This window comes from Acidocella sp. (assembly GCF_050253495.1).
Classification (GTDB): domain Bacteria; phylum Pseudomonadota; class Alphaproteobacteria; order Acetobacterales; family Acetobacteraceae; genus Acidocella.
On sequence record NZ_JBFWIX010000010.1, the window covers coordinates 16,540 to 42,974 of the forward strand.

31 protein-coding genes are annotated in these 26,435 nt (G+C 58.5%); 1 reads left to right on the forward strand and 30 read right to left on the reverse strand.

All coding sequences use genetic code 11. The features are described from left to right. Nucleotide 1: 1 nt before the first annotated feature. The 26 genes from AB7D48_RS09390 to AB7D48_RS09515 form a co-directional block, all read right to left on the reverse strand. On the reverse strand, nucleotides 2–2,158 hold the full coding sequence (locus AB7D48_RS09390; RefSeq protein WP_427978112.1) for a collagen-like protein: 2,157 nt from the start codon (nucleotides 2,156–2,158) through the stop codon (nucleotides 2–4). Nucleotides 2,159–2,189: 31 nt separating this feature from the next. Then, nucleotides 2,190–4,757 (reverse strand): right-handed parallel beta-helix repeat-containing protein, encoded by a 2,568-nt coding sequence (locus tag AB7D48_RS09395; RefSeq protein ID WP_427978115.1) that lies wholly within the window; start codon nucleotides 4,755–4,757, stop codon nucleotides 2,190–2,192. A 12-nt stretch (nucleotides 4,758–4,769) separates the two neighbouring features. Next, a complete protein-coding gene (locus AB7D48_RS09400; RefSeq protein ID WP_427978117.1) occupies nucleotides 4,770–5,252 on the reverse strand; it encodes a hypothetical protein in 483 nt (160 codons plus the stop codon). A gap of 10 nt (nucleotides 5,253–5,262) precedes the next feature. Further along, nucleotides 5,263–6,516, reverse strand: a complete 1,254-nt coding sequence (locus AB7D48_RS09405; RefSeq protein ID WP_427978120.1) for a glycine-rich domain-containing protein — start codon at nucleotides 6,514–6,516, stop codon at nucleotides 5,263–5,265. A gap of 9 nt (nucleotides 6,517–6,525) precedes the next feature. Next, a complete protein-coding gene (locus tag AB7D48_RS09410; protein WP_427978123.1) occupies nucleotides 6,526–7,182 on the reverse strand; it encodes a hypothetical protein in 657 nt (218 codons plus the stop codon). A gap of 1 nt (nucleotide 7,183) precedes the next feature. After that, on the reverse strand, nucleotides 7,184–8,308 hold the full coding sequence (locus AB7D48_RS09415; RefSeq protein WP_427978125.1) for a baseplate J/gp47 family protein: 1,125 nt from the start codon (nucleotides 8,306–8,308) through the stop codon (nucleotides 7,184–7,186). A 6-nt stretch (nucleotides 8,309–8,314) separates the two neighbouring features. Next, nucleotides 8,315–8,677 (reverse strand): hypothetical protein, encoded by a 363-nt coding sequence (locus AB7D48_RS09420; protein ID WP_427978127.1) that lies wholly within the window; start codon nucleotides 8,675–8,677, stop codon nucleotides 8,315–8,317. Next, nucleotides 8,677–9,219 (reverse strand): phage baseplate assembly protein V, encoded by a 543-nt coding sequence (locus AB7D48_RS09425; RefSeq protein WP_427978129.1) that lies wholly within the window; start codon nucleotides 9,217–9,219, stop codon nucleotides 8,677–8,679. The genes AB7D48_RS09420 and AB7D48_RS09425 overlap by 1 nt, the downstream gene beginning before the upstream one ends. 3 nt (nucleotides 9,220–9,222) lie before the next feature. Further along, a complete protein-coding gene (locus AB7D48_RS09430) occupies nucleotides 9,223–10,107 on the reverse strand; it encodes a hypothetical protein (RefSeq protein WP_427978131.1) in 885 nt (294 codons plus the stop codon). An 82-nt stretch (nucleotides 10,108–10,189) separates the two neighbouring features. Beyond that, nucleotides 10,190–10,378 carry a hypothetical protein gene (locus AB7D48_RS09435; RefSeq protein ID WP_427978134.1) on the reverse strand — a complete coding sequence of 63 codons (189 nt, stop codon included), beginning with the start codon at nucleotides 10,376–10,378 and terminating at the stop codon, nucleotides 10,190–10,192. Then, nucleotides 10,375–11,178 carry a hypothetical protein gene (locus tag AB7D48_RS09440; protein ID WP_427978137.1) on the reverse strand — a complete coding sequence of 268 codons (804 nt, stop codon included), beginning with the start codon at nucleotides 11,176–11,178 and terminating at the stop codon, nucleotides 10,375–10,377. The genes AB7D48_RS09435 and AB7D48_RS09440 overlap by 4 nt, the downstream gene beginning before the upstream one ends. Further along, nucleotides 11,151–11,288, reverse strand: a complete 138-nt coding sequence (locus tag AB7D48_RS09445; RefSeq protein ID WP_427978139.1) for a hypothetical protein — start codon at nucleotides 11,286–11,288, stop codon at nucleotides 11,151–11,153. The genes AB7D48_RS09440 and AB7D48_RS09445 overlap by 28 nt, the downstream gene beginning before the upstream one ends. A gap of 26 nt (nucleotides 11,289–11,314) precedes the next feature. Next, nucleotides 11,315–11,605 (reverse strand): hypothetical protein, encoded by a 291-nt coding sequence (locus tag AB7D48_RS09450; protein WP_427978141.1) that lies wholly within the window; start codon nucleotides 11,603–11,605, stop codon nucleotides 11,315–11,317. Nucleotides 11,606–11,616: 11 nt separating this feature from the next. Further along, the gene (locus AB7D48_RS09455; protein ID WP_427978143.1) at nucleotides 11,617–12,045 is read right to left on the reverse strand and encodes a hypothetical protein; all 429 of its coding nucleotides are present in this window, start codon (nucleotides 12,043–12,045) and stop codon (nucleotides 11,617–11,619) included. A gap of 16 nt (nucleotides 12,046–12,061) precedes the next feature. Beyond that, a complete protein-coding gene (locus AB7D48_RS09460) occupies nucleotides 12,062–13,615 on the reverse strand; it encodes a phage tail protein (RefSeq protein WP_427978145.1) in 1,554 nt (517 codons plus the stop codon). Between the two features lie 3 nt (nucleotides 13,616–13,618). Next, nucleotides 13,619–13,843 (reverse strand): hypothetical protein, encoded by a 225-nt coding sequence (locus AB7D48_RS09465; protein ID WP_427978148.1) that lies wholly within the window; start codon nucleotides 13,841–13,843, stop codon nucleotides 13,619–13,621. Next, a complete protein-coding gene (locus AB7D48_RS09470; protein ID WP_427978150.1) occupies nucleotides 13,836–14,666 on the reverse strand; it encodes a hypothetical protein in 831 nt (276 codons plus the stop codon). The genes AB7D48_RS09465 and AB7D48_RS09470 overlap by 8 nt, the downstream gene beginning before the upstream one ends. Then, nucleotides 14,666–15,310 (reverse strand): hypothetical protein, encoded by a 645-nt coding sequence (locus AB7D48_RS09475; RefSeq protein ID WP_427978153.1) that lies wholly within the window; start codon nucleotides 15,308–15,310, stop codon nucleotides 14,666–14,668. The genes AB7D48_RS09470 and AB7D48_RS09475 overlap by 1 nt, the downstream gene beginning before the upstream one ends. A gap of 1 nt (nucleotide 15,311) precedes the next feature. After that, nucleotides 15,312–15,710, reverse strand: a complete 399-nt coding sequence (locus AB7D48_RS09480) for a hypothetical protein (RefSeq protein ID WP_427978156.1) — start codon at nucleotides 15,708–15,710, stop codon at nucleotides 15,312–15,314. Beyond that, complete coding sequence (locus AB7D48_RS09485) at nucleotides 15,710–16,018, reverse strand: hypothetical protein (RefSeq protein ID WP_427978159.1); 309 nt, start codon at nucleotides 16,016–16,018, stop codon at nucleotides 15,710–15,712. The genes AB7D48_RS09480 and AB7D48_RS09485 overlap by 1 nt, the downstream gene beginning before the upstream one ends. A gap of 12 nt (nucleotides 16,019–16,030) precedes the next feature. Next, entirely contained in the window at nucleotides 16,031–17,353 is a 1,323-nt protein-coding gene (locus tag AB7D48_RS09490; RefSeq protein ID WP_427978162.1) for a DUF4043 domain-containing protein, read from the reverse strand. 134 nt (nucleotides 17,354–17,487) lie between these two features. Continuing rightward, nucleotides 17,488–17,877: a hypothetical protein gene (locus AB7D48_RS09495; protein ID WP_427978165.1), complete on the reverse strand. Its 390-nt coding sequence runs from the start codon at nucleotides 17,875–17,877 to the stop codon at nucleotides 17,488–17,490. Continuing rightward, the gene (locus AB7D48_RS09500; RefSeq protein WP_427978167.1) at nucleotides 17,874–19,268 is read right to left on the reverse strand and encodes a phage portal protein; all 1,395 of its coding nucleotides are present in this window, start codon (nucleotides 19,266–19,268) and stop codon (nucleotides 17,874–17,876) included. The genes AB7D48_RS09495 and AB7D48_RS09500 overlap by 4 nt, the downstream gene beginning before the upstream one ends. 21 nt (nucleotides 19,269–19,289) lie before the next feature. Continuing rightward, nucleotides 19,290–20,609, reverse strand: coding sequence for a phage terminase large subunit (gene terL / locus AB7D48_RS09505; RefSeq protein ID WP_427978169.1), 1,320 nt, complete (start codon nucleotides 20,607–20,609; stop codon nucleotides 19,290–19,292). A gap of 147 nt (nucleotides 20,610–20,756) precedes the next feature. Then, nucleotides 20,757–21,173 (reverse strand): DUF6362 family protein, encoded by a 417-nt coding sequence (locus AB7D48_RS09510; RefSeq protein WP_427978172.1) that lies wholly within the window; start codon nucleotides 21,171–21,173, stop codon nucleotides 20,757–20,759. After that, the gene (locus AB7D48_RS09515; RefSeq protein ID WP_427978174.1) at nucleotides 21,170–21,409 is read right to left on the reverse strand and encodes an AsnC family protein; all 240 of its coding nucleotides are present in this window, start codon (nucleotides 21,407–21,409) and stop codon (nucleotides 21,170–21,172) included. The genes AB7D48_RS09510 and AB7D48_RS09515 overlap by 4 nt, the downstream gene beginning before the upstream one ends. Before the next feature lie 219 nt (nucleotides 21,410–21,628). Here AB7D48_RS09515 and AB7D48_RS09520 point away from each other — a divergent pair, with 219 nt between their 5' ends. Then, nucleotides 21,629–21,889 (forward strand): helix-turn-helix domain-containing protein, encoded by a 261-nt coding sequence (locus AB7D48_RS09520; protein WP_427978176.1) that lies wholly within the window; start codon nucleotides 21,629–21,631, stop codon nucleotides 21,887–21,889. On the opposite strand, the gene AB7D48_RS09525 is transcribed toward AB7D48_RS09520, so the two are convergent. The 4 genes from AB7D48_RS09525 to AB7D48_RS09540 are packed head-to-tail and all read right to left on the reverse strand — an operon-like array spanning nucleotide 21,890 to nucleotide 26,398. After that, complete coding sequence (locus tag AB7D48_RS09525; RefSeq protein WP_427978179.1) at nucleotides 21,890–24,418, reverse strand: glycosyltransferase family 2 protein; 2,529 nt, start codon at nucleotides 24,416–24,418, stop codon at nucleotides 21,890–21,892. It lies immediately after the preceding gene. A 1-nt stretch (nucleotide 24,419) separates the two neighbouring features. Next, nucleotides 24,420–25,070, reverse strand: coding sequence for an isochorismatase family cysteine hydrolase (locus tag AB7D48_RS09530; RefSeq protein ID WP_427978182.1), 651 nt, complete (start codon nucleotides 25,068–25,070; stop codon nucleotides 24,420–24,422). Then, nucleotides 25,067–25,831 carry an N-formylglutamate amidohydrolase gene (locus AB7D48_RS09535; RefSeq protein ID WP_427978184.1) on the reverse strand — a complete coding sequence of 255 codons (765 nt, stop codon included), beginning with the start codon at nucleotides 25,829–25,831 and terminating at the stop codon, nucleotides 25,067–25,069. The genes AB7D48_RS09530 and AB7D48_RS09535 overlap by 4 nt, the downstream gene beginning before the upstream one ends. A gap of 12 nt (nucleotides 25,832–25,843) precedes the next feature. Beyond that, nucleotides 25,844–26,398: a histidine phosphatase family protein gene (locus AB7D48_RS09540; protein ID WP_427978186.1), complete on the reverse strand. Its 555-nt coding sequence runs from the start codon at nucleotides 26,396–26,398 to the stop codon at nucleotides 25,844–25,846. Nucleotides 26,399–26,435 lie beyond the last annotated feature (37 nt).

The following is a 26,435-nucleotide window of genomic DNA, read 5'->3' on the forward strand; positions in this document are numbered from 1 at the left end:
ATTAAGTCACGGAAATTGTGAAACTGCTTACCGTTGTACTAGCCCCGGCTGTGGTTTGCACCCAAACATAATAATTTCCCGCGCTGGCCGGCGTATTGTAATAAACCGCCCAGAGTGTGTTGGAATCGATGATCGATGCAGCCTGCCAACCACTTGTCGGCGTCACCGTATTCGAGGTCGAAAGCGAGAGTTGCGTGGCAACCGCCTGTGCCGGCGTCACACTGCCATTCAGTGGAATTGTCCCCGACCCATGGGCATAAGATCCACCAGGATTATTGATCCCATATGCCACCGAGGATGCCGCCGCCACCGTCACGGCATCAGAAACAGCATTCAACCCGCTTGTTGAATCCTGTGCCCATACGTAATAGGTTCCCGCCGCGCTAGGTGTCAGCGAACCAGAGAGATTACCGCTGCTATTCGTCGCCACCGTCCAACCACTCGTGGGAACCGTGCTATTGCTGGCGGAAAGCTGGATATTCACCGTATCACTAACCGGCGTCACATTGCCGGTTACAGCCAGTGCGGTTCCCACCGTGCCAGTAGACGATACGGAAATGCTCAAGCTCGCCTGAACGGCGGACATCGCGGAAGATACCGCCTGTACCGACGTATCGTTGACCTGTTCAGCCCACAAATAAAATGTTCCCGTACCTGCTGGCGTTACACTACCCGCCCAGGTGCCACCATTCACCGTGGTGCTCACCCAACTGGTCGGCGCAACGGTGGCACTACTGGAAAGCCCAATTCTAACCTGGCTGCCTGACGGTACAACCATACCCGTTATATTCAATGCCGCGTTCGCCATGATAACACTCGGCAGCGCGGTAATGGTCACTTCAGGTGCTAGAACAGTAAAACTGTTTGACACACCAATGACGGCTTCATTGGCATGGTCTCGCACCCGCACCGTATACGTTCCCGCCACCAACCCGGACGCGGTGAAGCTATAGGCATTAGCGGAAATCACCGGATCCGATACCGCAACCCAACTCGTACCATCATCGGTGGAATAGTCCAAAGCCAAGGGAGCATCGTTGAAAATTCCACCTCCAACCACGAAGGCCGATCCAACGACGGGCGCTGCTATCTGCCCCACAGTAATGGTCGGCGCATTAGGAATGATTCCACTCCACCACACCAGCGAACCACCTGAATAGCTGATGCCAGATAGCTTGGTTTCGCCTCCAGGCGGCAGCACCGTTCCCCCCGAGCCAGACATGATTCCAGCTCCCATCGTCACGGCACCGGCCGAAAGATTAATCAGCTCACATACAAATCCGGAGCCCATATTTTCAAAATCGGCGGTTAGCGTCAAAGGCTGGCTTGCTACCAGCAAACGATTATTATGCACCGTCGCATCGAGAATTGTGTCACCCGTCAATTCCACAACACCCGCCAGCACTGTGGAAAGTTTGTTTCGTATATACGTCCAAACTGCCCCAAAACTCTGTGTACTCAGCATATTTCCACTCTGAGCCACCAACAACTCGTCGCTATCGGCAACAGGCGCTGAAGCTGGCAACTGATCAATCGTCTGTCCAGAGAGAAACTGACCATAGGGAACCCAGGCCAATGCGCCATTCTGCCATAAAGGCACATAATCCCCCGCACTGACATTGCCGGTCGAATTACTGACAGCCGGCCCTTCAAGTCCAACACCCGCAGGCCCTGTCGGACCCGCCGGACCAGCATTTCCTTGCGGTCCCGCTGGACCTTGCGGTCCTACCGGTCCCGCGACGGCCGATACCGTGACAGTCACGATCCCATTGGAATCAATGGAGATCCCTTCACCAGCCGAAAACAAGCCCCGCAACGCTGTCATGGGCAGCAAACCCGGCCCATTCTGCGTGTTGATCACCACGTCGTCGGAGAGCCCCAATGCAGCCTGTATGGGAAATTCCGCATGGTCCGCACCGGTTGCCATAAGCGCGCCAGACTCAATTGCCAGGCCGTCACCCACGGAAACAGCCTCTGGCCCGCCTGTCCCCACACTCACCCGTCCCAGCAATGCCCCAGATGGCACATTGATCGTTGATTGCAGCCCTGACCTCAACCCTGCGACCGTGACGGAATAAACAAGTCCCGCCTGAGATAAGGGCAGCAAATCTCCCTCGCCCACGGATGATGCCGCGGGCAATTGTGCTATCGTTGTCATGAAATGACCCTATGTCTGGAAATCGAAAAATTCAGGCAACAGCAATCCAGTTCGCCGAACCACTCCCCGATTGCTTGATCCAGAATGTTGCTCCCACACCGCCGTTCAAATTCCTGAATGTTGACCCAGCCGGCGCAGAAATGACATTCAACGGTGACCCTCGCCCGATCAGCTCCAGCGCGCCAGTCGATTCCATATCGGAAATCAGTCTCAATCCACCGCTTCCAGCAGGATGCACCGAAACATCTCCCGAACTACTTTTCAGCGTAACGCTTCCATCGCCGTTCGGCAAAACATAATCATTCTGCGCAAACCGCGCCGCGCGCCAACCGGCCCCCCCCATTCCAACCCAATCGATGCTCGCGCCAGCCGGCACGGTAATCGGCGCTCCCGTCCAGTTGCTCTGGGCCGGGGACGATCCGGCGGAGGCAAACGTCACGCCCGTCAAGCAATCAATGGTCAGTTCTTTGCCTTTCCAGACCGGCAAACCAACCTGCGCTGTCGCGGTGGCACCAGTGCCATCTCCCGCAATGGTTACCGAGGTGGCCGCGTCATAACCGTTTCCAAACGATGTCATCTGCACACCGATGACCTTACCACCATAAATCCAGGCCTGGGCAACAGCGCCTGTCCCCGTACCGTTAATCGTCACGGATGCTGTTGTATAACCCGTTCCCCCATTTGTTATCTTAATGAAGGTCACAAGCCCTGCCGCCTGCACGGCCTGTGAGGTCATGATACTGGAAACAGACATATTAGCCTGGGAAATACTGACAATATCGGCAAGATCAGGAACAGTCAGCGTATAGACGCCATTCACCAAAGCTGGATTTACCACCCAGCGTGTTGTGAAATTCAATAGGTTTCGACGTATGATAATCGAATCCGTATAAGCCGAAAGCGCCGTGGTCAGATTACTTCCCGCGGAGGCCATAAGGATATTATCCTCAACCCTCACATTTTGCGCACCATCCCGGATCAACACACCAACGGTATTACCGCTATAAGCAATCCAGTTTCCAACAATGGAAAGCCCCGTACAAGCCAGCCCGAAATTATCTCCAGAACCATCAGACTCAACATTTTGCACCGCAATCCCGATAGCGGTGCAATCCTGAATAAAATTCGACCGTGCAGTGCAATATTGTCCACCGCCTATGTTAATACCTGTATATGAACCATTGATATAATTGCTATCCACTTCCGTATAGATCGATCCACCACAATCGATCCCGAAAGCCGTGGCCCCCGTGATCATATTGCCTGTGATCTTGCAATATCCCGTGTCGCACAAAATCCCTGCACCAAATGTTACCTTGGTACTGTTATTGGTGCACAGATTTCCAGAAACGAGAATATTTCTACCGGAAATATAGATCCCATAAATTCCGTTGGAATAACAATTATTCGCGGAGATAACCGCCGCCAGAATATCAGGATTCGAATTACCGTATAAAAATGGCTGGGAAAACACATTATTGGCCACAAAATTGCCAACCAAAATTCCAACCTGATTATTATTCCAGCAGCTGTTCTCGGCAACATGCAACGCACGGACTTTTTGCTTAAAGGTCGAATCGTGGCTATCCGCGTAAATACCATTCACGCCATTATCATGGGCTCGGCAGTTCGTGACACTGAGGCCATCCATGGCGAACACCATCAGCCCGTTTGCCGCATTGAACGCAAACTCACAGTCTTGAACATGATGTTCGGTTACCGATGGATCATTCGCAAGATAGGTCAGGCCATTACCGTTACTTCCACCCTTCGCATTCTGGAATACGCAGCGCGTAATCAATGAGCGTGAGCAAGCTGGCTGAATCGCCACCGCCAGCGTATTTGCCGTAATCGCGGCGTTCGCATCGAAGGTCACGCCATCGGCATAAAAGTTCGTACACGCTACGTTGATCCAGGTTGCCGTGCTTGCACTGCCAACACTGGATTGAGCACAGCGCTTCAACATGGAAAGCCCCGCAACACCAATCAGGCTACAGGTTGTTCCTGTAATATCGCATTCTCCGGCAATGGCATATGTCTTGGCGCCCAACCGAACGGGTTGACCACTGGCCACCGCTTTCAACAAAGCCGCACTGTCATCGGTGACTCCATCGCCCACGGCCCCAAAATCCTCGATCGAAACCGCATTCGCGGCCAGCGCGGCAATGGTCCGTGCCGCCGAGCCACCCGCCGCCGTCGCCAGCAAAGCTCCTCCCGGCACCCCAGAAACATTGGCAAGTCCAGCCATGAAATTGCCGTAAGACACAGACTGGTTGTCCCCTCCCTGTCCCAGCGCCACCAAATCCGCTGCGACGGGCACACTTCCGGTGGGCAAAGCTGAAATGTCGAACGGTGCCGCTGTCGCCGCAAGCGTCGAGCCAGACAATACCAGATTCGCTCCAATCTCAATCGGTACCGGTACCGCCGTCCCTGGCCCCACCCCGCCCAACAACGTATCCTGCGGCAATGTCAGCTCTGTCTGTACACCCGCCAGAATTTGCGCGCGTGTTGCAGACATGGTCTGGCCATTCTGAAAGATCGCGATTTCATCGTTGTCGGAAACCGAAGCCGCAAGCGGTAACTGGCCAATGGTCGTCATGAAGTCGTCACCTCAAATAATCGTAAGGGGCGTACCCGTCGGGTCGGTCAGGGCCTGTCCCGCAGCCGTGGTCAGTGCCGCTTGCGGTGCTGGCACGGAGGCCAGAGTCACCACGGGCAAGGTAATGCTGCGTGTCAGCATCCGTCCTCCGACGGTTCCTATTTTTACCGTCACGGTATAGTTGGTTAGCGCTTGGCCACCGCTCAGCCACAACACGGCGCGCGGCCCATCAGCAGCAGCCGAGACAAGCGTCAGGTCCCCCGGATTAGCGGGGCTTACCGTCACATCCAGCGTATTGATCACATCCCCAGGGTTGGCTGTCAGCGCGGGCGAAATGTCAAAGACATAATCCAACGTATCACCCGGATCTTTTTCCGGCCAAACTAACGGCTTTGGTGGCGGCACCTGCGGTCCGCGCGGCACACTCACAAATCCGTCGATCTGCACATAGCGTGCATTTGACGGTCGCCATAAATACGTCGCGGGCGTTGTCATCGGCCCCTCCTCAATATTCGACCATCACGAAACCAGCCCCCCCCGCACCACCAGGCGAGCCTACCGGACTGGACCCTGAAGAGCAGCCGCCACCACCGCCACCACCGCCATACCCAGAAGCCGCAATGCCCGAGAGTGGACCGCTAGCTCCCCGGCCATTACCAGGCCCGCCACCGTCACCGCCCTTGCACGCAACCATAATTGAATCCGTGCCGACTGATCCGGCCATATTGAGTTGTCCGCCATAAGCCGTTCCTCCCGCTCCTCCGGCATTGGCAAAGTTACTGGCCGTCCCGCCATTTCCGCCAATACCGCCACCAGCGGTCATATAATTTCCAAAACTGGAATCACCGCCATTATTGCCATTGTTGTAACCCGTTGGCGCCGCGCCGCCACCGCCCACCGTCACGGGAATCACTTGCCCCGGCGTCAGCCCCGTCACCACACCAATCGCTTTCGCCCCAGCACCACCACCACCGCTGGGCATGGTGCTGTGGTATCCTCCAGAACCACCACCACCGGTTAGCGTCACCTTGACCGCAGCCACTCCGCTCGGCACGGTGAAGTTCCCAGACGATGTAAATACTTGCATCGATGACAAACCAGGCCGCAAGGCTGGCATCTTATGCTGAAGAAACGGCGCTTGTGGCAATGTCGTGATGCTGGCTGCGGTAATCGCCGTCTGCCCGTAATTCACTGTTACGGCGTAAAGCCCCACCCAACCGGTATCCACCGCGGGCATGGCCTGCGCGCCCGTCGCCGCGGCCGCTCCGGGTTTTACTTGCAACTGCACCCTTTGCACACGCTGGGTGTTCTGAGACGCACCGGAATTAGCCGGACCGGAAAAAGGTTGCCCCGGATTTGCGGCATTGACATAAGGCAACACCACCGGATCCGCATCGCTTTCTTCAAAAGCCGCCTCGATTAAATAGTCGATCGACTGGCCAGACCCCACTGGAGCCGTCAGTGTAAAATTTGTCGCCTGCAGATTGATCCCAGTCTTGACGATTTGGTCCGCGATATCGGCGGCGAGCGACCCATAGGCCGTGGCATCAAGAGGTGAAAGCTGCGTGATACTTCCAGGCCCCACCACTACAGATAACGACGCTGGCGTCGTCGGCGTGCAGGCCAATCCGTCCGCCACCACACCATTACCCAATGTTGCCGCAGTCAGCGCCGCAATACCCACCATGGCATTGCGGTTGGTCGAGAGAATATCCGTGTCGAGCGGAATGCTGCCCGGATAGACAATATTGCGATCCATGGAAAACCTTCAGTTCGTGATTTTCGTCCAGGCGATGCTTGCCGTCGGAATAACCTCGGCAATCGTCGCATAAATTTCGCTGTCGCTTATGTTCCCCGCCAACTCGGCAGCGGACGCATAAAACATCGGGGCATCGTCGTAGCCTCCCGGCCCCACACCATACCCACCCGTATTATTAGCGGGCAAATCGGTAGGTCTTTTAACCGTCACCAAAAATTGGTACGGCATCGACAAGCACCCATACCCGCCCACGTTATTATAAGCCACATTTACGTTATAGCCGCCCGTGTCGGCCGTATTCATCGGTTCAAATATGGTTGGCACCTGCCCCGTCAAACTGATCAGAGCATCCACCAGCCCGGCACGCGTGGCCCTTGGCGCCAGAAGATTCGCCTTCAATCTCGCGCTAAAGGCGCTGTCCCCTTCTCCAGCCCGGCGCGGCAAGGCATTGCCAAAATAATCCAGGGCCGCAATATCCAGAAAAATTCCCGTAGCCGTGGCAATACGCGTCTGCGCGCGCACCTGTTGCAGAAACGTATAAATACCAGCCCATCCTTGGCCCAATCCGTTCAATACCGCATTCAGCACAGGTGCCTGATCCGCAAACCACCGTCCTGGCAGCATCTGCCGGATCCGACTGACCATATCGGCAACATCGCCAATCATGTCAGGATACCGTTACGATACCAGAGCGCACCACGCCAAAACTCCCGGGTGCAATGTCCGTGGTCGTGCCATTCAACAGCAGAGCGGAAACATTCGTCACCGCGCTTGAGGCGTCATAGGCCAGTTGAGCTAGTCTCGTATAACCAAGCAAACCACCCACCGGCAGATTTGCAATATAGGCTTCCACCGCCTGAGCCACGGCCATTATAGCCAAAGCATGATCTGCTGAACCATCGGTGGTCAACGTCATCTCGACATTCGCCTTCACCACCACCGGTCCCTGCACGGCAAAGCTTGTACCAACAGGGCGTATGGCATCCACCGCCTGTTGCACCGTCGCGATCAAGTTCGCGGAAGGCGTTCCCGTTCCATCATCCACCGTAACTACAAAATGCCCCATCTGCACCATACCGGCCTGGTTGACATTCTCCACGACCGAATAGCTCAATCCCTGCATGATGCCCGAAATCACACTGCCAATCGCGGCATTCGTCGCCTTTGATAGTCCAGCCAAATAACCGCCAAACCTTACCTTAAAAGCCGTATCGCTTTCTGCATCCATACCACCCGTCATCGCCTCGGCATTTGTCACGCTATCGACTCCCGCGATCGCGGATCCAATCAAGGAAATTGCCTCAGGCTGCACATTTCCCGTTACCCCAGGCGACACGGCCACCACCAGGGCGCTCACCGAGGCGATGTTAGCCGCAAGAACATATCCTCCCTGCTCGACGCTATATGCCGGGTTTGAAACATCCGCCACGACTAGAAAACTTCCGGTATTGGCTGCCGTCGTTACCGAGGTCCCCACGGGGATCACCGCCTGTAGGCTTGGCGTAAATCGTGAAAATATCACCTGCCCGCTGGCCGCCACGGCCGGCAATCTCATGAAGCCAAAATCAGCACCAAAACTATCGCAATCCTGGCCAACGCTGGTCGCCAATCTCGTTGCTGACAACGTCTGCACAATCAACCATTGCAGCCATAATGCAACAGACGCATTCGCCTCCAGAATCGCACGCAGAACAGACCCAACCGTCAAATCGAGCAACGTGGCCGCGGCACCTTGCACGGATGCGGCCATTCCCTCCACCAATGAGGAGAAATTTTGCAAGGATAATTGCATATCGACCTATATTGAAAATGAAAGAAGAGCCGTCTGACCCGTCACGGCATCAACATAACTGATCGACACCATAACCGTCCCATCATCCGATACATTGCACACAACCGATGGGGCAGGGGACTGCACAACTTGCGTCTCAAGTTGCATCTGCGTGCGGATCACACCTGAGACAAGATCCGGCACTCCCGGCCTGCCGACAAATTGACCAAGCCCCGCGCCATAGGAGAGATGCCAGACATAATCGGAAGGGTTTGTCAGTAATCGTCTCAGAACACGTTGTTGTGTTAAATCCTGCGCTTCAGCGACAGCCAAATCACCCGTCGGCCCAATCGACAAATCATCGCCAAACAACAACGACAAATCGGCCATCACACAATCTCCGACGGTAGCCCTGTCATACCATCCGGGGCCTGGTGCACATGCTGGTCATAAGCATTCCTCAAACCCGCCAATGCGCCATGCGCACCTCCGTGGTCTGATATATCGCCGCTAACCACCAAATTCCCCTGCACATTCACCGTCGGTGCATTCATCTGAATCGTGCCGTCATTCAACAACTTCAGGAAACTTCCTGATCTATGCCATAACCACAATTCACCCGCCGGCGCTGGCACGGCTTTGTCTTCCGCCGACCATACCGCCCCCGCGATCACACCTTGCTCGGCATCGCCTTCCTGGGCCAAAATCACCACTTGCGTTCCAGGCGGCAACGGTGCCGCCATCCCCCATTCCGCCCCCACCCATGGAGACAAAACCGGCAACCACCCGCTCAATACATTTTCGGGCTGAATCATGACTTTCGCTGAATAAGATACCGGATCAAAGCTTGATACGAGACCAAACCGCACCATACCCATCATACCGTCCAGCCCGCCCGCTCCGGCTCGTATCATGTTCCAAAGCTGATCCATCAGCTACTCCACCGCATAAGCCCTGACAGTTTGCGTAAAACCTTCTCGGCCACCCAAGCGCCGCGTCAAAGACGTCACCACATAAGTATCGTCCAACTCTGAATTCGTATCCGCCAGATAGATCGCGTCTCCGACAGATAATTTTATATCTCCCGGCATTTTACCAAGCAGTATTTTCCCATGTCGCATCAACATTGTCAGACAGGAATTTGCATAATCTCCCGCCTGTACCGCCGTCATGTTCGGCCGCACGAGAGTCGTCACGGTCCCTGCGCCAACCCTCTGTTCAACCGCTTGCTTGCTGCGTGTATTCCATGACCGCACCGCCACGGCGGCGGGCAACACTGTCACGCGGTCTATCTCCAACGCCATAAAATTTTTCGGCGTTGCCAACACCGTTTCTCCCAGCATCACTGGGCCGAAATTCAATACGTTATCCGTTACGGACACACCAAACCCTTCAGCCTGGGCCAGCCTGCACAGTAAATTCCACTCTGTCGTTGCCCTTGATCCGACATTCAGAGCCGTGCGCGCATGATCAATCTGGTAATATTGACCAATCCTCTGGATGGTCTGTGTTATATTGGGCACCATGCCATGACGCACAGCAATCAGTTCCGCCACATCGCTAGCTGTCTGGTTGACAAAACTCTCTGAAATTTCCGCATCAATCAAAAGCGATGTTAGATTTCTTCCAGAAACAACCGCGTTATTCCTCGCAAGATCGATCCTGATGTTTTCAGCCATCCCAGTCATCATCACGGCATAAGCTAGCCCATCCATCGACATTTCTATCGTTACAGAAGCGTTTTCCAAACCGGCGAATTCAGTAACACTCCAAGCCGGCGGTAAACCCATGGCGAACACCACCATGAATTTCCCAGCCAAAAATGCTCCTGGAGCTTGCACCTCCAACTCGACAACACTCCCTACGGGCTCACCATTCACACTTACCCGCGCTCTTGGCTGCTCAAGTGGCAATACCGCCTCCAGCCGCCGGATTAACCTCCGGAATCACCAGCGTAACCACCCCTCGCAGAATTGGATCGGAAAGATTATTCGTCTGTGCGATCCTAATCCACTGCGTGGCATCCTGAAGATATTGTGCGGCAACCACGAATAAATTTCCTCCCGCGACCACTACGATTTTTCTTGTCACGCCAGTTCAACTCCTAAATTGGAGACCGCACGATTCACATAGCCAGCCATACCGGAAAGAGCTGCAAGCTGCCCGGCACTAGCGCTTAGCGTTCCCAGCGCGCCAATACCCATCACCGGCGTCATGGCATTCGCCAGGGACACAGCCCCTCCCCGCAAGGCTAGGCCGCTCGCCGTCATTGCTGTACCAATAGATGCTTGCGTAACGCTCAGGGCGGATAAACTTGCCGCACTCAGCATGTCGGCGGAAATGCCAGCCTGTCCACAAAATGTCGCCGCCATGGCCAGATCGCCGGAAATCAAATTGGCCGCGGATGCCACCGCATTCACTGCCGCGGCCAACGGATCCGTTACCACCACACAATTGATGGAAAACGGAATCAGATTTGGCTTGCGATATTCAGCTTTGAATCCCGCGATGACGACGAGATAATAAAACCCCCGCCAAACCAAGGGCAATTGCGCACCAGACGCACGGGCCGTATCCAAAAGCTGCGCGCGCGCCACGGCATCCGAGCCGGAAAAAATACCCGAGAACGAAATGTCGCCATCATCGATTCCCAACGCTTCGACAATTCGTCCACCACCGATGATATTTTGGATCGCCAGCCTCTGCTGACCGCCGAAGCTGATCTTCTCCGGCACCTCCATATCCCGGAAAGCAACCTCGCCGAGCGAAAGTACAACACTGCTCATCGCATCACCTCCCAGCCAGGCTGGTCCGCCTACGACACGATACGGATATATCGAAAAAGGCGCACGAAACCACCCGCTTAATCCATCCAGCACAGTGTCGCCCAATCGAATACGCGTCCCTCCAGCGTTCCCATCGTCACGATGAACGCCAACCGCTCCGCCTCATCCATATTGAACGCCACTTCATAAGGCACCCCGCATCTCACCAGATACAAACAATCGGCAAGACCGGGGTGCCGGCTTAGTTTCCCGCTTCTGCGGCCAAATCGATTTCCTGCTCCGCCAGCAATACCTTGCCAACGGCATCGGCTCCTACTTCACCCAACCGCTCCAGCGCCGCTTCGATCGCAGCCTCGTTCGTCGGAAAGGGCAGGGGAACACCATCCACCATCGCCACCGCGGCGGCGATTCTCGCCAGTCCAACATAGGCCCGGTTTTCAGAAAGCTCCGGCCCCAGCGCCTTGAACAACCGCAATTGTTCCAGCACCCCCAAGCGCCGCAATTCCAGCATTCGCCCCGTCTTATCCTTCACGCTGTCCGCCATCATACCCTCGTCCGGGTCGAGGCATAAAAGCTCAGCTTCTGCGCCACCGGCGCATCGCCCTTGTACAATCCCGCCGAAGCCAGTTTGAACACGACATTGTTAAACTGATAGGTCGAGGTCGACCCATCCGGCTCATTCACATACTGGTAAAGCGTTCCGCCATTGATGGTCTGGCCGCTATGATACGCCACCTCAATCTGCGCGATAAAATCATCCACGGCCGAAGAGCCCCGGTCGAGCAGAAAGCTTCCATTCCATCCCTTGGGCAGCTCAGCCGCCAATTGCACCCCATCCAACCGGTCCACGCGCAAGGGCTGTGTAACCTGGGTCGCTTCAAACCCCGTTACATGCGCCAGGTCCACACGCCCGAACGGCCCCATCACCACAATCTGGCAATCGCTGCCGACAGTGAATGTATTAAACGGCATCTCTCACCACCCTCATTCAAGCGGAGGCAGGCACAGTCTGCACACTCACCTGCACAGTCTGCCCACCCTGAACATTCACAATGAATTTCTCGTTAATCGCCTGATAACGTACCTGCACATCGGCCTGTACATATCCCAGCGCCGTGCGGCTGACCGGGTTGTTGTTCACATCGCAAACCACGGCAAACGGCACGCTGCCATCGGTGCTGCCCAGCATCCCCTGCTGCAGCAATCCATTCAGAAAAGCCAGCAATGTCGCGCGAATATTCTGAAACAGCGTGGCATTCACCAACTGCCCCACATAACCACCCATGCCTGCTTGCAAGGTCGCGGCGATATAGTTGGTCAGGCGCGTGTAATTATCTCCATTGGTCGCGGCTGATGACGAACTGTTATGTCCACCCCGCACGCCCCAGTAAGTTCCTCCAGGCTGCGGGTTGGCAATCACGTCGATTCCGGCACTCAACAACGCTTCAAGATCCGCGCTGGCATAGGATGTCGCCGTAGCGCCTCCCGGTTGGCCTGACTTCTGTGTTCCCACCACCCCGTAAAGCGGTTTGTTCAAGGAGGATTGCTCCGGCGACAAATTCGCCAGCCGCCCCGCCACAAATCCTTGCGGTGAAACCAGCCTTGTCACTGAATTGGTCTGATCGAACCAATAGACCCAATCGCCGAACATCATCTTAGCGGCATATGAATCGACTCCGGCTTCACCTTTCACGACCACCGCGTTTTCGATCGTATCACCCGCCGGCCCAGTCAGAATCATATACGTGCTTTCCGACAAGCCAAATTCCATCTGCACGCTCCACTGGGTGGAATCGTCCGTATCGGCCAACAACGTGATGGCACATCCCTGTGAGCGCAACGCATACATACCCCTGCGTGGCAGCGCGTCACTGCCCACCAGCGCGGCGGCATTCACGCCATTGGCCCCATCGCTGCCCGGCGTGCCGGAAGCAAACAGATACACACCGGCCACCGGCGTCGCATCGACAGACTGGGCAGACGCCACCACAAGCCGCGAGGGCCCACGCAACACGCCATTGCCCGTGTTCACCGCATTAGCCACGTTCTGCCAGAAAGCCGCGCCGCTTCCCACGATATTGTCGAAGACTTCCGGGCTCTGTCCCGGCAGCGCCACAGTCAAGCGCCAGCTATTCACGGCGGAACCAGACGAGAGGGTTAAGGTCAGATCATTACCCGCGCTGCCCGTATAAATCGCGGTAAAGACCACAGCTCCCAGCAAGGAAAGACTCGCCGCCGTATCGGTTCCGTCCGTTACCCGTACACACCGGAAATTCGCCGCCCCCTGCTGCACGGCCGTTGCCACCTGCGTGCCCATGTCATATTTGCGTGCCATCACTTGGCCAAAAGCGGCGGCATAATCACTCATACTGCCAATCACCGTCGGCTCGCCCACCGGGCCCCAGCTCGCCGTGCCCACCACACCCACAATGTCCGTCGGCACACCATTCAGCAGCAACGCTTGCGGCGGCACAATCTGCACATATAAATCGGGCACCACCAGGGCGGTGGTGTTAATCGCCCCTTGCTGCACAATCGGCATGGTTCAGTTCCCCTTCGCCGCTACACGCACAACCGAATCCGCATTGCCACCGCTCAGGATCTTCTGGACCGTCGCCGCATCCTTAATCAGGTCCCCCCGCTTGAATGTGCCAAATGGTTTCAACACCACCAGATGAAAATTCATGTCTGCCTCAGCTTTGATAATGTCTTGCCCTTGAGAGGCTGACCGACATTCTCGACAAAACCGCGAACCGGTTTGGTCAAACATTGTCAGACGCCAGCACCGTCATATTCACTGTCGTCACCATGGTCCCGAACAGCATCGCCGGTGTCTGCTGCGCCAAGGTCGTCGGGTATTCCACCGCATAGATCAAATCACGCCGGTACAGCGCCGCATTGGCGCTTGCATCGCTCGTCGTCCCATTCACGAATCTGACCCGTCCATAAGAGCCGTCCGCCAACGCGATAAAATCATTCGCCATCACCGCCGCATCCAGAACGGGCGCCAGCGCATCGCGTAGGGCAGGGGAAGGGCACCACATCGCCACCCGGAACTCCTGTACCTGCCGCCTGATTTCCTGCAACGAGCCCGCACCCGCCACCACCCGCGCGGTGAAGTGCTTGGCCTGGGGGACAACCAGCTTGCTGCCGGCATATTCCACAATCCATCCACCCTCGCGCAATAGCGCGGCCAAGTTGCTTGTCACCGTCGCGGCGCTGTCGTTTGCCTGCACGGCATAAGGGTAGGTTTCACCATCCACCATCACACCGGCCAGCAATCCGGTCGAGCACAGGCCAGAAAACGTGGCGCCCAACCCCTCCACATCCACCGCCAGAGTTCCTGTCGCGGGCGTCAATGTCTGCCAAACCCTCGGGTAGCGCGTCACATTCTTCAATGCCGCATCCGTGGCACTCACGCTCACATGCGCCATTCCCGCCGTCAGATCCACGTCCAGCACCGGCTCCACAGGCCAACCCCGGTAAATCTTGCAGGCCTGACCGACAGCACTCACGCCAGCCGTTCCTTGCGGATACACTCCATTCGCCACGATCGCCGCCAGCGCGGCTTCCACATCCGCCTGGTCCGCCATCACCGCACCGCCTGCACGGCCGTAAGCCGCCACACGCCACCGGTTTCCTCCACGGAATTGACCGCATAACGCTCCCCGCGCTCATTGGTCAAAATATCCGCCACCTGCGGAATCACCTCTTCCACCACGGGTAGCAGCACGGAAAATCCCGGTACCTTGCCATCGTCGGGCAACCCGCTCCTGGTCCTGTCTCCGGTTCCCCCCGCCAAAAACCCCACCGGATATCCCGTAATCAACGGCGCCTCCGTTGCCGGTTCCACCGCCCCGTAGGCATTCAACCCCACCTGCCTCATCCCCCCCGGCCTGGCCAACGTCACAACCGCATTGGTCATCACCACCAGCATCGGCTTCGGCGGTTCGATGCTCGCCACGAACATGACCCCTTCCGGTCCGGCCAGATAATCCCCCACCCGCAAATAAGACCAATCCGCCCATGCCTGCCGGAAAGGCACGCCAAACCCACCCGGCCCGGTCACACCGCCGCCTGGCAACACCAGCGCCACGCAAAGCCGCATGAACCTGTTCACAAGATCCAGCGGCGCGCATGGCCCCGCGGGGCGATATGCATCGTGCAAAAACCCCACTCGCCGCGCGGCGCACCCGGCGCCATAGGCCAGCCTGTCCGCCAACCGCACCCCATCCATCTCACACCACCAGGCTTATGCCGCCGGACTGGGCGAGGGCAGGGCCAGGCGCCACGCCCAGAAACCCGCACAAACGCCGCCGCCAGCCATCGAACAGATTCATCCTGTCCTGTAATTCGTCCGCATTATGCGTCCACGCCGCGGCGCTCTCCGTGTCCAAATTATCGGAAGTCGGCGGAATCGCCGCTTCCAGGGAGGCAAGAGTGGAGATATATTGCAATGTCACCGCCACCTCCGCCGCGGCCAGATGATTCATCCGGTACTCCAGCGTCCCATAGGCCTGGAAGAAGCGCCATGAATTGAACCCCGCCGCGCCGGATCCATAGGCCGGATACCCGCAAAACCGTCGAATATCCGCCTTCTGCCCATCAGTGAACGCAACCGGCAGGGTATCGGACATCAGTAATTATCCCCATCGCCACGCGTGAAATAAACCATGCCCGTGCCGGTGCTCAGCAGCACGGCGGCATTGGTCACAAAAGGCCCCGCATCCACCAGCATGCGTCCACCAGGCGGCACTGGCGTATCGGAAACGCCAGCACTCAACGCCGAAGCCCCACCAAGCCGGAAAAACGCCACCGCCGAACTTGCATTGTAGACCAGCACGGCTTGGCCACCGCCCACCAGGGCCGCATTCGCGGCGCTGGTGGAAGCCGCAACCCCCACCGTTCCCGCCGGGCGGAATGGCTGTGTCGAACCGCTCGCCATCAGCCTGCTCCCTTAACCCACATGCTCAAGCAGCACGGCGCGCTTGTAATTCGCATTGGTCGCGGTCGGCACGGTGTTGGGCGTGGTGGTCGTATCGGAAGGCGCACAGAACCCGCCAATCCAATACCAGCTTTGCGCGATAATCTGTTGCAGCCGGTCGATCGGTTCGCGCGTCACCATCGCCACACCGTCGAGCACCTGCACCAAGCTGTCTTTCGGCGCCACATCATCCGCGGCCATGCCGGCGAAATCCCCCTCGATCAGCGCCCCTTGTCCGCACACAATCGGCCGGCGCACATTCAGGCCTGAAATGACCGGATGCGCCTGCACATAGGCCTCGGTGGTGGTGATGAAGCGTAGCCCCAGAAAATCGCTGACCATCCCCTGCTGAAACACCGGATTAGACGCGCTCGCCCCCTGGAAGAGCTGCTTGAAATCCGCGTCGGAGAACAGCTGACGCGCCGAGACAGGGTCCAGATAGCAATTATAAACCCCATCCACCGTCGGCACCGCGTTGCGCCTCAGCAACGCCACGGCATCCAGCAAGCTGCTCATGGTCAGCGTATCGGTGGCCTGCAACGCCGCCGTGGTCAGCCGGCTGGCTGGCCGCACGATCGCACTGGCGGTGGATGCCTTCACCGCATTACCCGCCGTGCCATCCGCCACCGTCACATTGGCCGAGAATGTCAATTGTCCGGACACGCCGCCTGGCGCGGTCGACGCATTGGTCTCATCCGGGGCCACGCCCACCAAGGTGTACAGGTTCGAACCCACCGTCACCGCCAACGGCGCATTGGCGGAAACAACCTGTTGCACCCCATTCACGAACACGTTCCGAAAACCGCGAACATCATCCACCGCGACACTTAGCCCAGCATTGGCGAGCGTGGTGGTCACTCGCGTATTGCCGCCAAAATACGGCGCGAACAACGCATTGCGCGCAAGCTCATCCAGGCTCCGTGCCGCCTGCTCGCCATTGGTCGCGGCATTCTGCAGAAATTGCGAGGCAATGCCCACCCGGCTCGTCACCATGTTGAGGTCCTGCGTCGCCGCATAGAAATTCAGCGAGATGGTATATTGCTCCACCCCCCAATTGGTGGAAACCAACCCATTATCCAGGCTGGTGTTACTGGCCGCCGCCAACGGCGTGGTCACGCTCGGCTTCAGCCCGGCACGCGTCTTGGTCAGCGTTTCACCAATCCCCACCGCGAACTCTTCACGGTCGGCAATCATGCGATACCCCAACCGTGACTTCAGAGCGGTTTCAAACTCCCGTTCCAGAAAACCCTGTTGAATAATCGGCTGCAAAGCAGCCGGAAAATTCTGAATCCCCATCGCCTCGTCTTTCCCTGAATTTCAAATATGAACCAAAAAGCGTGGAGCGGCCGAGGCAGCCACGCGCGCACAAGAGCCCCTCACCAGCAAGCCTCGCTTCTGGCCTTCACAAACAATCCGTTCTGAAATCCGCCTTATTGGCGCTTTAACAAAGCCGCCCGCGCACTCAGCCACTCCTCCCGGCTCATTTCCCTGGCCATGCGCTGTCGCGGCGGTTCAGGCCTTGGCGCGCTCGCCGCCGCCGAAGATGATTTCCCGCCGCCAAACAGCCAGGGTTTCGTCCGTTTCAACTGCGCCAGCACAACGGGTGCATCCTCAACCTCACCCTCCTCACTCACCCGCAGCCCGGCAATGTCGATCAGCTTCAACCCATCCAGATCGATCATCCCCGCCTTCACCGCCTCGGCCTTCAGCTCCGCCAGCACAATCCGCGCCCTTGCCCGCGCCTGCGCGTGCTCCAGAGCCGCTTCCGCCGTCTCTGCCCGCTGCTGCCAATTTTCGCCTTCATTCACTTCATCGCTCATGATGCTTCCTGATCGATCGCATTCAATTCCGCCTCGACATCCCCAATGTCATTCATCGCCGCCATTGCCTTGATCCCCGCCGCGCGGGACATCTGTCCCGCATTCACCAGCGTCGCCACCGCCTGCGCCTCCTTCAACCGGTCGTCGGCGGAGGGCGGATACCAGCGCGGCCAGCGCAGACTCAGCTTTTGCGAGGCATCCAACATCCCCACCGCCTCGCCGCGCACCGTCAAAGGAAAAATTTGCGAGGCCTTCACCACCATCCCGGCCAATGTCAGAATTCCTCCATCGCCATAGGAAATCCGCAAATTATCCGCGAGCCAGATCAACCCCTGGTTCATCAACTCCAACGCCCGGCCCGATTGCGGCACCGCCAGCTTTTCAGCGCTGGCCCGGTTGCCATGCACGCTTTCCAGCGCAAATTCCCTCAGCGTCCGCACATAGGAAATCACCGCTTCCGCCGCCGTCCCTCCAATCTCCAACAGCTTCGCATCGCCTTTTTCCGAAACCACCAAGGCATTGCCGGCACCCTTCACAATCTCACTGTCGCTCGTCGCCGGTTCCTTGATCAGCAATGTCGGATCGGAGCTGTATTTCAGCCCCCGTCCGGCTTGGCTCAGTTGATAATCGATCTCGATATTCGTATCGATCGCCGCCCGAAACGTGCAGCCTCCGTCCACGCCCTCACCACCGGGTAAATTCTTGATCCAGACCAACGGCACAAACCCCAGCCCATGCGCCACGCTGCGGGTTTCATCCACCACGGGCCGCGCCAGCGGCTCATCCACCGGCCAGGGCACGAACCAAGTCTCGCTCTGTGTGTCCCAAACCCTCTGGAACCAATAAAGCCCGGCCGGATCCACATCCTCATAGCCTTGCGCGGCCAAATCGGCCCCGCCAACCTTATAGCGTTCCGTCACGCGGGCCAGCGTGTCCGGCGCGTCCTCGCACCAGACCGGCGCCAGATAAAGGCTCTCCAGCACCGAGAAGAACATTCTCCCCCCCAGCACCCTGAACAATACCGCCACGGACCCCACAGACCCCCGTAGAGCCGCATCGATCATCACCTCGTTCAGCCGCGCCTCGGCGAATATATCCGCCAGAACCCGCGCCATGCTCGCGTCCTGCGCCTCAATGGCCGGAAAATGCCCCGCGCTGAACAGCAACGCCACGGCATCCTCCACCACAACCCGGCACAACCCATACCGCACGGAGGGCCTGCGCAGCCGCAATGGAATATATTCCCCGGCGCCGTTCCTTTCCTCATGAAACTGGTAGGGCAAATTGTCATATAATGTGCCATCCAATACTCGCCGCAACGCCTCCAGCCGCGCCACGCGCGACGGCATCGCCCCATCCACCGGAATAGTGCCGCAAATCGTATCGAACATGGATTTTCAGAAACTTCCCTGCTACCGGCTCAACAACGATATATTCAGCCGCCTTGCCGGCACCGAGGCCAGCGTCGCCAAATGATTCACCGCGCGCGACAGCGCATCGATCTGGTCATCATGCCGCCCATGCGGAAATTCCCGCATCTCGGCCAAAAACATATCGTTCCACCCCCCCGCCACAATGGCGAGGTTTCCCGCGTCAACCTGGGTCGCCGCAGGCATCGCCCGCACCTGCTTGGCCTCCCGTTCCGGGCTGGACACCATTTTAAAACCCACCAGCTCCCGCGCCAGCATCGCCACCTGCGCCGCCCCCGCTTGGCCAGGATCCTGCGGCAGGGAAATCACGGTGCCCACCCCATCCAACCTGGCCATCTCCTTGATGGCGGCCTCCACCTGCGCGGGCGAGCCTTGCATCCGCCTTACATCCAGTACCACCAGCCGGTTATCCTCGGTCATGCCAAGCTTCAGCCCCACCGTATAATCTGGCCGCCGTCCCAGCCCCGGTTGGCTCGCCGCCAGATCCCAGGCCCGCACACTCATCTTCACTTCCGGGACAACGGTCAGCCTCGTCACCGCACCCACACGGAACAACCCCGCTTCCTTCGCCCTCGGCGCCTGCTGATACATTGCGGCAAAGGCCCGCTCCCCCACCTCGCGGCGACGGCGCTCCAAATCCTCAACCCCTTGCAATGCGGGCCACAACGCCTCACCAAGCCCACGTCCCAGCGGATCATCCGTCTCCGCCAACGCCGGCAACCGCAAACAGCGCCACCCGCCTTCCGTCGCCAGCAATCTCCCGGCCAGATCATCCTCATGCCAGCGCGTCATGATCAGCACGACCCGCCCACCCGGCTTCAGCCGCGCCGTCAACTCGGCCCGGTACCAGTCGAACAGCGCATCGCGCTGTACCTGGCTTTCCGCTTCCGCCCAGCTCTTCACCGGATCGTCGATCACGATCAGATCCGCCCGCCGCCCCGTGATCGGGCCCCGAACCCCGGCGGAGAAATATTCCTCTCCTCCGGTCAGTGAAAACCGCGAGGACGCCTTGGACGCCTTGGCGATCTCCACCCCCAGCCACGCCCCGTGCTGCGCCAGCACGGCCTTCACCCGCCCGCCGAAATAATGCGCCAGAGACGCTGTATGCGCCGCCGCAATCACCTGCGCTCCCTTGCGCCTGGCCATGAACCAAGCCGGAAACAAGACCGACCCATAGGTCGATTTCGCCGAGCCTGGCGGCATCTGCACCATCAGCCGGTCACAATCTCCGTCCGCCACGCCCTGCAAATGCCTGATCAACAACTCATGATGAGAGAAGGGACTCTGTCCCGCCTCTCTCATCGCCCGGCGGGAAAATGCCAGAAACCCCGCCGCCCCATTCAACCCGTCGATACCGTCCCCGCCGTGTTCAGTAGAACCAGTGTAGGCATATCCTTACGTCAAAGCGGGGCAGGTGGGCAACAAGAAAATAACTTAACGTTAGAAATATTATCTTTTCACCAAACCCTCTGCAATCATCTTGATCCCTTGCCCATGCCAACGCCGCACGGATTTATGATCCGCCCCCAGCAAAGCTCCCAATTTTCGCCATGAATAAAGATATCGTTCTGTAACAGGATGCACCAGCGCCCGTGCCCCAACAATCCGACGAAGAATATATTGTTTATCGGGAATCAATAAAAGCCAATCGAATGCTTCATCCATTCGCGACATTATGGAAGCGGATGGAACCGGCGGACGCAGCCTAGCCTGGTCCCACCCATAGGCTTCCAACGCCGTATGAACCACATCCAAACGATTCCGCCTCAGTCCGGTAGAGAATCCACGCATAGGCATACACAACATCGCCGCCCCCGCCTCTTCCAGCCTCGCCACGATCTCGTCTTCCGTCAGCACGCCGTTCATTCGCCCTCTCCTTCGGGAAACGCCTCATCCGTCAGCAACCCCCAGGTCAGCGGATGTCCCGCCCGCAAAGGCGCCCTGTTCGGATCCTCCAGCATTTCCACATCCTTATCCCGTGTAACCGGCACAAGGCGCGGCGGTGGCATCGCCCGCAATCTCCGCCCTCTTTCGATCACGGTATTTCTCGACAATCCAAGCTGCTTGCCAATTGCCGCCCATGTCGCCCCAGCCCGCCTCATGTCGCAAATCATTCTGTCTGCGGTTTCTGTCCATAATCTCGCCTGTGGCATCTCACCCTCCATCCGCCCGTAATGTTATTTATTCTAACTTTATGTGTCAATAAATACTAACATTGAGTTCCCTCTCTGGCGTGTTAGAGTGACTGTATGCCATCGAAGAAACAGCCCCCCGCCGAAACAGTCGGGGCCCGGATCCGGGCTTTACGTCTCGCAGCCAACATGACTCAGGATGAATTCGCGGCGAAACTGAATGTTTCACGTTCCGCCATCGCGCAGTGGGAAACCGACCGCGCCGGGCAAGTCCGTGAAAACATGGAAAAAATCGCGAAAGTTCTGAATACTTCGCTCGGCTATCTCGTTTCGGGAGAGACAGGGTCGCTCATGGGCGACGAACTGGCCTTGATGCGCCTTTACCGTGCCTGCTCGGCGGAGGACCGGCGCATGCTGCTGCTCACCGCCCGCCGTCTGGCGCGAAGCTGATCACGCCTCGCCCGGCCGCACCAGCCGCAATTCACGATAGACCCCGCTCTCGCGGGAGAAATGACGGTTATAATACGGATCTTCCGGCAGCAAGGCGGCATAACGCTGACGCATGACCTCATTCTCGAACATGAACCGCGCCAGCTTCTCATGGTCGAAATCATCGCCTCGGCTAACACTTTCACGGTGCTCAGCCACGGCATCCGGCATGAAAACGATCTTCATGCCCACCTGCCGCAGCTTGACGCACAGATCGACATCGTTGAACGCGACGGAAAGCTCCCGCTCGTCAAATCCCCCCACCGCCTCGAAAGCGGATTTACGCGCCAGCATGCAAGCCGCCGTCACGGCGGAAACCTCCTGTGCCGCGATGGCATGGGCCATATAGCCCGGCGCGTCGCCTGCTATCCCCCTGAAAGCATGATCCGCCACGCCGCCAACCCCCAGCACCACGCCCGCATGCTGTACGCTCCCGTCCGGATAGAGCAGCTTCGCGCCCACCGCGCCCACCTGCTCGTCGGCCAGCATCTCATCCAGCATGCGCCGCAGCCAGTCCGGGTCGCTCACGAACACGTCATTATTCATGAACAGCAAAAATTCGTGCCGGGCTTCCCGCGCGCCAATATTATTGATGCGTGAGTAATTAAACGGCTCGGTAATTCTAAGCACCCGGGTATTCTCGGTATTCGCCTGTCCCGCCGCGAATCTCACCGCCTCGGGCGAGGTCGACCAATTATCCAGCAGGATAATCTCGTAAGTCACTCCCTTGGTGCACCGCCTGATCGCTTCCACGCATTCCAGCGTCATGCCGGCATGATCACGATAGGGAATCAGGATCGAAACCCCCGCCTTCTTCGCCATTGCCGGGGAAAATTTCCACTCCACCCTGTAACAGGTCAATTCTCCCCGTGGCGCGACCTTCGCCGGCAACCCGCGCCGCTCCAGATGCGCCGCCACGGCCTTCGCGCCGGCCTGCGCCGCCTTTGGCTTGGCCTTGCTTCCCGCCGCCGCCGTTGAACGGGCCGTCTTTCTCCAATGATACAAAATTTCGGAAACATGATGCACCTGTTCCGGCATCAGCCTCTCGCACAGCCTCAAGAGCAGGTCATGATCCTGCGCCCCATCCAGGGCGGGGTCCAACCCACCCGCCATGCGCGCAAGCCCCGCCTCCATCATCACCAAATGGCAAATATAGTTTATGTCCAGCAAAAACCGGTGATTGAAGTCCGGCTTGAAATGCGGCTCACTGAAGGTCCCGCCGCGCTCCACCTTGTCCTCGTCGGAGTAAAGCAGCTTGGCACCGGTCGCCGCCTGGGCCAGCAGCATGATCTCCAGCGCCTCCGGCTCCAACAGGTCGTCATGATCGAAAAACGCGATAAACGCACCCGTCGCCGCCTTCAGCCCATCGTTCGTGGCTCTTGCAATTCCGCCGTTCTTCTTGCGCGGCAGCAATTTAATTCGCGGTTCCACGGCGGCCAGATCCGCCATCACCGCCGTCAGCGTCGTATCGCCCCCGGCATCGTCGATCAGCAGCAATTCCCAGTTCTGATGCGTCTGCGCCCGCACGGAATCCACCGCGGCCAGAAAATCCCCCACACCCGGCCTGTAAACCGGGCAAATCACGGAAACCAGCCGCCCGGACACATCCGCCACGCCATACCGCGCCTTGGCCCTGGCCAACGCCAACGGGCGGGATTCCAGCATCCAGCGCGGATAATCCGCCAGTAGAAACCGCTCGCGCGGAATCGCCGCCTTCAACTCCCTTTTCAGATGATACGCGAAGCTGAACAGCTCATCCGTGCGCCTGATCAGCGCCTCGATCTTTTCCCGGGCCGAATCACCAGGAAAACTGATCTCCAGCGGGCTTCCATTCAGTTCCTCACGCTCCGGCAAGGCCAGAAATTTCAGCGTCACGCTTTCCCTGCGGCGCAGTTCCCTCGGCAGGGCAAAAGCAAAGCCGCATGCCGCATCGCCCCCCACCTGCTCGGCCACATCGCCTCGGAACTGATCCGCCACCAGCTCCGCCACGGGTTGCCCCTCATGCGTCACCAGCACCCGCACGCCACCCAGCTTCGTGCCGGCCCGGTCATCCACCCGCAGTGCCCAGCCCTGGATCAGCCCATCCACCATGCCATCCACCACGGCATCCAGCCGCACCGGCTTCTCCAGGACAAAATTATATTCCTGTACCGCGCCCCCCGCCCGTGAACTGATCGGGATCAATGTTCCATCCAATGTGGCAAAACGCACCCCATGGCGCGCCCCATCCCAATAACGCTCCGGCACCCGGTAACTGAACCCAATCCGGCTATTCGCCAGATTCACCAGCTTGCTATCCTCACGGTGCAAATCGCAGACGATCACATCCTCGACCGTTCCATCGATCATCACCCGCATTTTCAGGCTGTCTGCGGACCTGTCGAAATCCACGGCCCAGCCGCCGATCTCCGCCTCGCCGGTTTTATCGAGAAAGCAAAGCAGCTTACGCTCTGCCCGTAAAACCGGGGCTTTCGCCGCGCGGCGCGCCATCTCAACCCGCCGCCGCGATTTCAGCCAGCAACGAGGCCGTCGTCACCTGCCGGCAATATCCCTTATTGTTCGCCAGCGCGCTCTCATGGCGCATCTGGCTCTGCGTCGCCACCGCATCCACCGGCAACGTCACCAGATACCCCATGTCGCAGGCATCCCGCACGGCGGAATCCACGCACTGGTCGGTCAGCGCCCCCACGATGATAAGCTGGCTTTTGCCCATGTTGCGCAACAGATAATCAAGATGGGTCGAGATAAAGACGGAGGATGACCCCTTCGGCAACACGATCTCGTCGCCCTGGGGCGCCACCTCGTCCATCACCCGCGCGTCCCAATCGTCCTTGTGGCAGAAAAACCCGGTAATCTTGTAGTCCAGGCTCAAATCCCGCCCGTCGCGGGTCAACGCCGCCATCACGGTGTACACCACCTCGATCCCCTTGCCCCGGCAGGCCTCCAGCAGCGCCTTCATGTTCGGCAGCGCCCGGCCGCGCATCTCCCGGAAGAAGAAGCCATATTTCGCTTCCTTCTCCTCGGCGTCCATGCCGGCATATTCGCCGCCCATCTCCATCGTGTAATTCTGCACGTCGATCACCAGCAATGCCGTGCGCTCAGGCACCACCGGCACATTCCGGCTCAACCCGAAATCCTTCACCCCTTCGCTCCCGCGTCCAATATCCGTAAAGCCTCGGGCAAAAGCCGCGCCAGCCGCGCCGCCCATGCCGCCTGTCCCGCCTCCTCGGCGATCAGATCCTGCCTGATCTCGATTTCCAGATAATCGAGCCCGCCGCGTTCGGCATGCACCGGCACACCGTAATCGGTCTCGTCGCTCACACGGTAGGGCGCGTTTTCTCCCACCACCAGCCCGCCTTCGGCCCGCAACAGCGTCGCCAATATCTTTGAAAGCCGGGGATTGCGGTTATACAAAACCGCCACATGCATCGGTCGCGCCTGAGCCAGATAAACCGGCGTGAAGCTATGCATGGCCACATACACGGTCCGCGCCCGCTCCGCGATCAACCGGCCGATCGCCCCATGATACGGGTCGAAAATCGCCCCCCGCCGCACTGCCTTGCCCGCCTCGTCCAACCCGTCATTGGCGGGCACGGGCGTTGCCTCGCTCACCGCGGGAAAGGCGCTGGCAACATGCGGTTGCCTGTTGCAATCGATCACGAGACGCGAATAATTCTGCAAGACCGCCGTGGCATCCAGCGCCGCGCTCAGCCGTCTGGTCACCCCGCCAATGCCAATATCCCAGGCGATATGCCGGTCCATCTCCGCGGGCGCCACCCCCAGCCCCCCTAGCGCGCGCGGCACCCCCCGGCCGGCATGGTCCGCCGTCAGCAGAAACGGGCTTTGGCTCTCCTCGCACAGCAACTCATAAACCGGCGCCTCATCCTCGTGTAACCATCCCATGCGCAACAACCCTCAATGCCGCCAGTCTATATGCTCCGGCCTCACACCAGCCGGATCGAACTCAATCCATTCCCCATTCGCCACGGAATACCCGGTCAACGCCAGAATGAACCCCCAATGGCTCACCAGCAGGGTCGAATCATGGTCCGGCCCCCCGGCCATCGCCTTGCGGAACGCCTCCGCCCGCATCACGGTTTCTTCCTCACTTTCCGTATCCTGATGCCACCAGCGCTCGGGTAGATGGCCAAATTCATGGTGTGGAAACCGGCCCGCGAGCAAAGCGGGGGAACTGCCAATGTCGCACACGAAGGCCGTGCGCTCACGCACCTCGTGCATGACCTCCATTTTCACCCCCGGCAATGCCAGAAAAGGCTGCGCCGTCTGCAACGCCCTCATATAGGGCGACACAATCACCCGCCTGATCCCCCTATCCGTGAGCCGCCGCGCCGCCTCCTTCGCCTGGGCGTGGCCCAGCTCGGTCAGCTCGGGGTCTTCTATCCCGGGGTCTCGCCGTGTCTCCGTGAAATGCAGGTTGAAATAGCTTTGCCCATGGCGGAGCAGAAACATGAAACTTCCTTTAATCTGGCCCGGCTTGCGGGCCGCC

Coding starts and splice junctions, on each gene's coding strand:
- AB7D48_RS09415 (WP_427978125.1), bottom strand. CDS start 8,308: ATGCAATTATCCTTGCAAAATTTCTCCTCATTGGTGGAGGGAATGGCC.
- AB7D48_RS09410 (WP_427978123.1), bottom strand. CDS start 7,182: ATGATTGGCGATGTTGCCGATATGGTCAGTCGGATCCGGCAGATGCTG.
- AB7D48_RS09490 (WP_427978162.1), bottom strand. CDS start 17,353: ATGGGGATTCAGAATTTTCCGGCTGCTTTGCAGCCGATTATTCAACAG.
- AB7D48_RS09480 (WP_427978156.1), bottom strand. CDS start 15,710: ATGTCCGATACCCTGCCGGTTGCGTTCACTGATGGGCAGAAGGCGGAT.
- AB7D48_RS09395 (WP_427978115.1), bottom strand. CDS start 4,757: ATGACGACCATTGGCCAGTTACCGCTTGCGGCTTCGGTTTCCGACAAC.
- AB7D48_RS09515 (WP_427978174.1), bottom strand. CDS start 21,409: ATGAGGCGGGCTGGGGCGACATGGGCGGCAATTGGCAAGCAGCTTGGA.
- AB7D48_RS09465 (WP_427978148.1), bottom strand. CDS start 13,843: ATGTTTGACCAAACCGGTTCGCGGTTTTGTCGAGAATGTCGGTCAGCC.
- AB7D48_RS09425 (WP_427978129.1), bottom strand. CDS start 9,219: ATGGATCAGCTTTGGAACATGATACGAGCCGGAGCGGGCGGGCTGGAC.
- AB7D48_RS09405 (WP_427978120.1), bottom strand. CDS start 6,516: ATGGATCGCAATATTGTCTATCCGGGCAGCATTCCGCTCGACACGGAT.
- terL (WP_427978169.1), bottom strand. CDS start 20,609: ATGAGAGAGGCGGGACAGAGTCCCTTCTCTCATCATGAGTTGTTGATC.
- AB7D48_RS09510 (WP_427978172.1), bottom strand. CDS start 21,173: ATGAACGGCGTGCTGACGGAAGACGAGATCGTGGCGAGGCTGGAAGAG.
- AB7D48_RS09485 (WP_427978159.1), bottom strand. CDS start 16,018: ATGGCGAGCGGTTCGACACAGCCATTCCGCCCGGCGGGAACGGTGGGG.
- AB7D48_RS09525 (WP_427978179.1), bottom strand. CDS start 24,418: ATGGCGCGCCGCGCGGCGAAAGCCCCGGTTTTACGGGCAGAGCGTAAG.
- AB7D48_RS09400 (WP_427978117.1), bottom strand. CDS start 5,252: ATGACAACGCCCGCGACGTATTTATGGCGACCGTCAAATGCACGCTAT.
- AB7D48_RS09475 (WP_427978153.1), bottom strand. CDS start 15,310: ATGGATGGGGTGCGGTTGGCGGACAGGCTGGCCTATGGCGCCGGGTGC.
- AB7D48_RS09540 (WP_427978186.1), bottom strand. CDS start 26,398: ATGTTTCTGCTCCGCCATGGGCAAAGCTATTTCAACCTGCATTTCACG.
- AB7D48_RS09390 (WP_427978112.1), bottom strand. CDS start 2,158: ATGACAACGATAGCACAATTGCCCGCGGCATCATCCGTGGGCGAGGGA.
- AB7D48_RS09420 (WP_427978127.1), bottom strand. CDS start 8,677: ATGGCCGATTTGTCGTTGTTGTTTGGCGATGATTTGTCGATTGGGCCG.
- AB7D48_RS09495 (WP_427978165.1), bottom strand. CDS start 17,877: ATGAGCGATGAAGTGAATGAAGGCGAAAATTGGCAGCAGCGGGCAGAG.
- AB7D48_RS09500 (WP_427978167.1), bottom strand. CDS start 19,268: ATGTTCGATACGATTTGCGGCACTATTCCGGTGGATGGGGCGATGCCG.
- AB7D48_RS09535 (WP_427978184.1), bottom strand. CDS start 25,831: ATGGGATGGTTACACGAGGATGAGGCGCCGGTTTATGAGTTGCTGTGC.
- AB7D48_RS09455 (WP_427978143.1), bottom strand. CDS start 12,045: ATGCCGTTTAATACATTCACTGTCGGCAGCGATTGCCAGATTGTGGTG.
- AB7D48_RS09460 (WP_427978145.1), bottom strand. CDS start 13,615: ATGCCGATTGTGCAGCAAGGGGCGATTAACACCACCGCCCTGGTGGTG.
- AB7D48_RS09470 (WP_427978150.1), bottom strand. CDS start 14,666: ATGGCGGACCAGGCGGATGTGGAAGCCGCGCTGGCGGCGATCGTGGCG.
- AB7D48_RS09520 (WP_427978176.1), top strand. CDS start 21,629: ATGACTCAGGATGAATTCGCGGCGAAACTGAATGTTTCACGTTCCGCC.